General features: G+C 68.7%; 4 protein-coding genes. 2 read left to right on the forward strand and 2 right to left on the reverse strand.

Annotated features, from left to right (window positions below):
- Positions 1–31: 31 nt before the first annotated feature.
- The gene (locus AC1RTO_RS19100; RefSeq protein WP_493162427.1) at positions 32–2,854 is read right to left on the reverse strand and encodes a TonB-dependent receptor; all 2,823 of its coding nucleotides are present in this window, start codon (positions 2,852–2,854) and stop codon (positions 32–34) included.
- Between the two features lie 196 nt (positions 2,855–3,050).
- Here AC1RTO_RS19100 and AC1RTO_RS19105 point away from each other — a divergent pair, with 196 nt between their 5' ends.
- A complete protein-coding gene (locus AC1RTO_RS19105; RefSeq protein ID WP_493162428.1) occupies positions 3,051–4,268 on the forward strand; it encodes a histidine-type phosphatase in 1,218 nt (405 codons plus the stop codon).
- Between the two features lie 46 nt (positions 4,269–4,314).
- Here the strand turns inward: AC1RTO_RS19105 and AC1RTO_RS19110 are convergent, their stop codons facing one another.
- Entirely contained in the window at positions 4,315–6,468 is a 2,154-nt protein-coding gene (locus AC1RTO_RS19110) for a TonB-dependent receptor plug domain-containing protein (protein ID WP_493162429.1), read from the reverse strand.
- A 300-nt stretch (positions 6,469–6,768) separates the two neighbouring features.
- On the opposite strand from AC1RTO_RS19110, the gene AC1RTO_RS19115 reads away from it, so the two are divergent.
- On the forward strand, positions 6,769–7,827 hold the full coding sequence (locus tag AC1RTO_RS19115) for an AraC family transcriptional regulator (RefSeq protein ID WP_493162430.1): 1,059 nt from the start codon (positions 6,769–6,771) through the stop codon (positions 7,825–7,827).
- Positions 7,828–7,840 lie beyond the last annotated feature (13 nt).

Here is a 7,840-nt window from a genome sequence, read left to right on the forward strand (position 1 = left end):
TTCCCGACCGGAAAGCGCCCCCCTTCGCCGGTCAGAACCGGTAGGCGAGGTTCATCATATAGACGCGGCCGGTTTCGACATAGCCGCCCTTGCGATCGTTCGACAGATACGCCTGCCGCTCGCTCGTCGTCGCCCAGTAATTGTGCGCATCGAGCACGTTCTCGACCGAGACGCCCGCGGTCAGTCCGTCGCTGAACACATAGGACAGGACCGCATTCATCTTGGCGACCGGCTGGATATAGGTGTCCGGCCGGCTCGACCGCAGGTCGTACAGGCGGTTGCCGGTGTAATTGTAATTCACCGCCGCCTGGATCGGGCCGCGCGCATAAAACAGCTCGGCATTGTACATCAGCCGCGGCGCCTGGGTCAGCCGCTGGTCGCGCATCTGGCCGTTGACCAGCACCCGCGCGTTCGCCCGCTGGACGGTGACGTTGCCGCTGACGCCCAGCCCGTCGAACACGCCCGGCAGCCCCTTGAAGCTGTACCGCGCGAAGCCCTCGATGCCATAGACCTTGCCCTTGGCGCTGGTGTCGAGCGTCGAGACCTCGACCCCGTCGATCGACGTCGGCGTCGTGTTCGACCAGACGTTATAATCGCCGCCGGCGTTGGTCGTGCCCGTCGCGAACAGCACGTGGTTCAGCCGCTTGTAGAAGAGGCCGAGCGAGAAGAAGTCGGTGCCCTCGCCCTTGTATTCCGCCGACGCATCGACGTTCCACGATTCCACCGCGTCGAGATTGGGGTTGGGGATGAACACCGAATCGATCTGGCCCGCATCGTTGCGCCCGATCTCCGTCGGCCCGAGCAGCAGGTCGAACGCCGGCCGCGAATAGCTCTTGCGGACCGAGGCACGATACACCGTCCGGTCGTTCGGGCGCAGCGACGCGATCACGCTCGGCAGCCACTGGCTGTAGTTCCGGGCGCTGGTGACGAACGCGCGGCCCGTCCCCTGATCCTGCGAATAGGTCCCCTCGAACCGGTTGAATTCGTACCGGACGCCCGGGATCACCGACAGGTCGCCGAAGGCGAGGTTGGCGAGCACATAGGTGCCGATCCGCTGCTCGCTGCCGTCCAGCCGGTTCTCGTCGAACAGCACCGGGTTCACCCCCGGCAGCTTCGACAGCGACAGCCGGCGCACCTGCTCCTCGATATACGCGCGGTCGAGCAGCTTGATCGGCACCTGCGCGCCATTGTGCATGAAGCCGTTCATCACCGTGCCCGGCGTGTCGGCGACGCTGGGGCCGGTCGCGGCATAGCGCGGCGAATTGGCGCCATTGGCGAGCGGGAAGGTATATTGCAGCGCGCCGTCGTCGCCGAGGCTGTTCGAATAGCGCTTCGATCCTTCCACCTTGGCACCCGCCGACAGCGACACCAGCCCCTCGTCGGCCAGCTTCCAGTTGCCGTCGAACTGCCCTTCCAGGCGGCGTTCCCACGCATTCTCGAACTGCGCGGTGACATACCATTGCCTGATCTTCGCAAGATCGATCAGCGCCGTCTTCGCACCGTTCGACAGCACCACCTGCGGCGTGGTGCGGTCGCCGATGCTGGTCACCAGCCGCTCGGTCGCGATGCCGGTGCCGGCCGCATTGACGTAGGGCGGCGTCGCGAAGCCCGACTGGATGCGCAGCGGATAATCCTGCTCGCCGCGCGAATAGGCGACATGATAGTCGAAGGTCAGCGCCCCGGCGCGCGACTGCCCGCCGAGCTTGGTCGAGAACAGCTGCTGGTTCGAATGTTCGGTGCGGTGATAGGCGGTCGCGGTCACGCCGTAATCGGCACGGAAGCCCGCCGCGTCATAGCTGCCGCGCCCGCCCGGATTGGGATTGACCTGCCCCGGCGCCAGATCGGTCTGGCGCAGCGCGGTCTGGTCCATGTAGCTCTTCAGCTTGTAGCGGCCATAGGTCGTGCGCGAATAGAGGTCGAGATCGTCGCCCTTCCAGTCGAGGTTCAGCGTGCCGCCGACGCGTTCGATCCGGTTGCGGAACACGTTCCACTGCACGCCGCGCGGCGCAATATTGTCCAGATTGTCGCGGATCATGCCGGGAATGGCGTTGTTATACTTTTCCCAGTCGTGCTGCATCGCGGTCGATTCACCGAGGATGCTCTTCCGGCCGTAATAAGCCGAGGCATAGACGCCGATGTTGCCGAGGCGCTGCGCGGTCTCGGCCTGCACCGTCCCGCCCCACGGGTCCTGGTCGCGCGCCGCGGCGCGGCCCGCCACCTGACCCTGCGCGCGGATCTGGACGTGATGCTCGGGCAGCGCGAAGGCCGATGCGGTGCGCAGGTCGATCACGCCTGCGATCGCATCGCCGTCGAGCGCCGCGGTCGGCGCCTTGTCGACGCGCACCTCGGCGAGCGCGAAGGGCGACAGCAGGTTCATCGAAATGGCGCGCGTCCGCGCATCGGTCTGCGCCAGCCGGACGCCGTCGAACATATAGGCGTTATAGGCATTGTCGAGGCCGCGGATCGACAGATACTGCGCCTCGCCGGTGCCGGCCGCGTTGCGCGACTGGTCGACCGCCGACGACAGGCCGGGCAGCCGGGTCAGCAGATCCGCGAGATTCTGCTGCGGCTGTGCGCGCAGTTCCTCGCCCGACACGATCGTCGCGAACGACTGGCTCTTCAGCTGGTCGTCCTGCGCGGTGGCGATCGCCCGGCGGCGGCCGCTGACGACGATGTCGCCCTGCTGCGGATCCTCGTCGGCGGCGACGGGACCGGCGGCCAGCGGCGCGGCGGTCACGAGCGGATCGGCGACCGGATCGGCGGGCGCCGCCCATGCCGGGGCGCAGGCGAGCAGGCCGATCGCCGATGTGCACAGAAGATGGAGTGCGCGAACGCGCACGGTCGAAACGGTCATGAAGTCCCCCTGGATGCGGAAATGCGAGCCTTGCCGGCTCCGCTGCGACGGGCCGCTAGAGACGCCGCATGACAGGGTGATGACTATTTGAGTGTATTCTGATGATATCCGTGGCCGACCGATGATTCTGGCGGTTTGAGATATATTTGTGTGCGAGTGTCATCAAACCGTCGAATCGATGCGCCATCGCGCGACGATGACCCATCATCCGATCCTCCTGCGCCTCGCCGCGATCCTCGCGGCCGCCCTCGCGCCGGCACCGTCAGCAGCCGCGTCGCCGCAGGCCGGGTCGACGCTGGTGCTCGACAAGGCGGTTGTGCTGATGCGCCACGGGGTACGCGCGCCGCTCGACGGCGAGGTCCCCGCGGCGACGCGGACCGCGCAGCCATGGCCGCGCTGGCCGGTCGCGGAAAGCCGGCTGACCGGTCGCGGCGCGCAGGCGATGGCGTTGCTCGGCGCGTTCGACCGGCACCGCTGGTCGCGGCTGGCGCTGGTGCCGCGCACCGGCTGCCCGGCGGTGCGAATCCGCGCCAACACCGCGGTCCGCACGATCGACAGCGGCGCGGCCTTCGCGCGCGGCTTCGCGCCGGGATGCACGATCGCGGTCGCGCATCGGACCGATCCCGACGTCGATCCCATCTTCGAACCGCTCCGCGCCGGCGCGACCGACTTCGACGCCGCCACCGCCATCGCCGCGATCGAGCGCCATACGGGGGGCGTCGACACGCTGGCCCGCCGCCGTGCCGGCGCCATCCGCCTGCTCGACCGCGTCATGGGCTGCGGCACAACCATCGCCTGCGCTGACTGGGGCGCCTCGCGGGTGACGCCGTCGCGCGACGGCCGCGGCATCGATCTCGCCGGCCCGATCCGCGCGACCTCCGGCATCGCGCAGGTGCTGCTGCTGCAACAGGCGGAAGGGTTCGCGCCCCAGCAGGTCGGCTGGGGCCGCGCCGATCCCGCGACGTTGCGCCGCGTCGGCGCGCTCCACGCCGCGCTGTTCGACGTCTTCACCCGCCCGCCCTACATGGCCGCACACCAGTCCGCCGTCCTCGCCCGCCACATGCTCGCCGCCCTCGCGGACCGGCAGGGCCCCGCCCTCGACCTGCTCGTCGGCCACGATACCAACGTCACTGCGTTCGCCGCCACGCTGGGCGTCGATCTCGTCGCGCCCGGCTATGCCGTGAACGACGTCGCCCCGGGCGGCGCGATCGTCGTCGAGCGACTGCGCCATCGCAAGTCGGGCGTCCGCTACGTCCGCCTCTTCTATCAGGCGCAGCCGCTCGCGACGCTGCGCACGCTCGCGCCACAGGTCACGCTCGCACCGCTCAAGATCCGCGGATGCCCCCGCCTGTGCCCGCTGACGACGTTCGATCGCCTCGTCCGCACGCGCCTCGCACCGATGCGCGTTCGGTAACAACCCGACACGGCGAGCGGGCGGCCCACAGCCAGCCGATCGGCGGTCAGAGGGTGGCGAGGAAGTCGAGCAGCGCGGCGTTGACCGGCGCGGGCCGTTCCTGCTGGATCCAGTGGCCGCACTGTGGGACGACGATCCGGCCACGCAGGTCCGCGACCCGCTCCGGCGCGCGGCGGATCGCCTCCTGCGCCCAGATCGTGACGATATCGCGGTCGCCGCCGATGTAGAGCGCCGGCACGGTGATCGGCCGATCGCCGAACGCGCCGAGCGTCTCCCAGTCGATCTCGCCATTGTGATAATGATTGAGCGGCCCCGCCAGCCCGCCATATTCGAGCTCGGCGACCGCATGGTCGAGCACCGCGGCGGTCAGCCACGCGGGCAAGGCCGCGGGCAGGTCGATGATCGCATCGATCGTACCGGGACGCGGTATGCTCATCGCGGCACGGACGAATGCGAGCAGGGCCGGCGCCGGCAGGGTGGTGAGATCGACCCCGGCGAGCTCGGGCGGCAACGGCCGGTCCGCGGACATTGAATAGAGCGCCGCGGTCAGCCAGCGGCGGATGTCCCGCTCCGCCTCGATCGCGGCGATGCCGCCCGCCTGCGCGAAATATTCGTGGTAGAACATGCGGTCGGGCCCGGCGATGTCCGCCTGCACCGCATGCGGGCGCCGCTCGCCGAAGGGCGCGCCCGGCAGCGCGGCGAGGCCGCGTCCGCCGAACGGCACGCTCATCCCCGCCACCGCGCGGAACACGTCGGGGCGGGTCCAGGCGGCGCTCCACGCGACGGTCGCGCCGAGGTCGTGGCCGTCGAGGCTTTGCGGGGTGCAGCCGACGCTCCTGCCGCCGAACAGGCCGATGCCGCTGGGGTCGAGCGCCGACTGGCAGACGCTGCCGGCAGCGCCGTTGGGGATCAGGCGCGATCGCACCGCCCCGAGGAAGGCATAGGGCGAGCCCGGTCGCGCCAGGGTGTCGAGCGCGACCAGCCCGGCATTGCCCGCGAGCGGCCGTTGCGTGGAAAGGTACAGATCCGCAGTGGAGGCGAGCGTGTCCGAACTGTAGCCGCCGGTGACGGTCAGCGCGATCCTGCCGAGATCCTGGCGCAGCTTCATCACATATTGCTGCTCGGTCGCGCGATAGGTCGGCGCGACGTCGACATCGACCGTCCGCGGATCTGCCGGATTCGACAGGCCGAGATTGGGATCGCTGCCGTAGACGCTGGCCAGCGCGAAGGGGACGAGCGGCGGGGCCGCCAGCGACAGGAATTCGCGGCTGGTCGCGATCGTATTGATGAGTGCGTTGCCGTTGGGCACGTCGTTACCCAACCGGTCGGGCAGGCAGCCGAGGATTCCGGTCGGATCGCGATGACACAATTGCTTCTGGACGCGCGCGCGATCGTCGTTCTCGCGCGAATAATAGGCCATCACGTCGATCCGCGTGCTGGCGCCCGGCTGCCACGACACGGTGCCGCGCACGCCGTAGAGGTCGCGGCCATCGATGTCGCGTCCGTCGAACCGGTTGCGCGTGAAGCCGTCGCGATTCAGATACGTGCCCGCGACGCGGACGGCGATCGTGTCCGACAGCGGCAGATTGAGCATGCCGCGTACCCGCTTCGAATCGAAATTGCCGTATTCGACCTCGCCCGCCGCCCCGATCGCGGCGAAGCCCGGCCGGGCGGTGATGAAATTGACCACGCCCGACGTCGCATTGCGCCCGAACAACGTCCCCTGCGGGCCGCGCAGTACCTCGATCCGCTCCATATCGAAGAATTCGGCGTCGAACATGCGCGTGTCCTGCAACGGCATGTCGTTGACATGGGCGGCGGTGGCCTGGTCGCAGGTGACGCCGACGCACAGGTCGCCGATGCCGCGGATCGTGAAGCTGCCGCCGCTGAAGTTGGTCTTCGTGAACGTCACCGATGGCAGCGTTTGCTGCAACGCCAGCGGATTGACGATCTGTTGCTGGGTCAAGGTCTCGGCGGTGAAGGCGGACACCGCGATCGGCACTTTCTGCAGGCCCTGCGACTGGCGCTGGGCGGTGACGATGATGTCGCCTTCGGTGACGCCCGTCGTCGCATCCGGCATCGGGGGCGCCTCCTGCGCACCGGCGGATGCGGGCGCGGGCGCCGTCTGCGCATGCACCGCCGTCGGCAGCAGGATCAGCGCGGCCAGCACGCCATATGAGCAATTATGCCGATTGAGCATGTCGTCTCCCCCTTGTCGTTGTGCGAATGTCGGTTTCGATCTGGGGCCGGGCGCGGCGCGCGCGGGCGGCAGTCCGACGGGGGGCATCGCCCGATGCGACGGGGCATGCGCCGATCGGCGGCGGTCCTGCGGCTCCCCCCGCAGCGGCGCGCCGATGGACGTCCGTGCGCGTGGCACGGGTCATCGATTGCATCTCTCCACCCTCTCCGCCGGTTATTATGTCCGGTCCGGCTCGGATGATGACGCAGCGCCGAGTAGCTGACTTGCCATTAGGCGATTATTGTTTATCTTTTGGCGACTATGGCCGATCTGATCGCCGGAACCGCGCTGTTGCACTTCGCACCGCTCGTCAGGAGCCTCGGCGGCGATCCCGACCGGCTCATGCAGGCGCATGGCATCGATCCGGCGGCCGCGGGCGACGGCCGTCGCCTCATCTCGTACCGGGGGGTCGCCGCGGTGATCGGTGCGGCGACGACGGAGCTGCACCGGCAGGATTTCGGCCTGCTCCTCGCGGTGAAGCAGGGGATCGACATCCTCGGGCCGGTCGCGGTCCTGATCCGCAATGCGGAAACGGTATCGGGTGCGATCGATGGCGTGTGCCGCTACCTCCACCATTGCGCGCCGCCCGATGTCGCGACGCTCAAGCGGGGCACGCATAGCGCCGTCTTCACCTATGACATCGCGCTGCGTCAGGTCGCACATCGTGCGCAGATCATCGAGAAGAGCCTGGCGGTGACTTTGGGCGCATTCCGGCTGATGATCGGCGACGACTTCCTGCCGTTGCGCATCACCATGCAGCACCAGCGCCTCTCCTCCCCCGAACGCTATCGCACGTTCTTCGGCTGTCCGGTGGAATTCGGGGCGCCCGAGAACGCCTTCCATTTCGCCGCGCACCTGCTCGAACAGCCGATCCGTGGCCGTGATGCCGCCGCGCTGGAACTGGCGGAAAACTATCTGGCACAGAGCGGCCACGATCTGCCGCTGGTCGATTATGTGCGCGAGACGATCCACCGCCTGATGCGGCTGGGGCATGCCGCGCTGATCCCCACCGCCGACGCGATCGGGCTGCACCCGCGCGTGCTGCAACGCAGGCTGGCGGAGGCGGGCATGCCGTTCGAGGCGATCCTCGACGATGTCCGGCGCGAACTGGCATGGGAATTGTCCGCGACCGCGTTGCAGGTGTCGCAGATCTCGACGATGCTCGGCTATGCCGAACAGAGCAGCTATGCCCGCGCCTGCCGCCGCTGGCACGCTTTGTCGCCGCGACAGCTGATCCGGAACAGGCATGCCATGCCCGACGAGCGCGGTGCCGGTTCCGACATGGGGGTCACCGCACCGGCGCCGCCCGTAGCCGCCTAAGCGGCGCGGACCG

It is taken from the genome of Sphingomonas sp. GW821-FHT10F09 (genome assembly GCF_058809195.1).

Excerpts from the sequence above, each read along its gene's own strand:
- AC1RTO_RS19100 (WP_493162427.1), bottom strand. The coding sequence starts at position 2,854 with ATGACCGTTTCGACCGTGCGCGTTCGCGCACTCCATCTTCTGTGCACA.
- AC1RTO_RS19105 (WP_493162428.1), top strand. The coding sequence starts at position 3,051 with ATGACCCATCATCCGATCCTCCTGCGCCTCGCCGCGATCCTCGCGGCC.
- AC1RTO_RS19110 (WP_493162429.1), bottom strand. The coding sequence starts at position 6,468 with ATGCTCAATCGGCATAATTGCTCATATGGCGTGCTGGCCGCGCTGATC.
- AC1RTO_RS19115 (WP_493162430.1), top strand. The coding sequence starts at position 6,769 with ATGGCCGATCTGATCGCCGGAACCGCGCTGTTGCACTTCGCACCGCTC.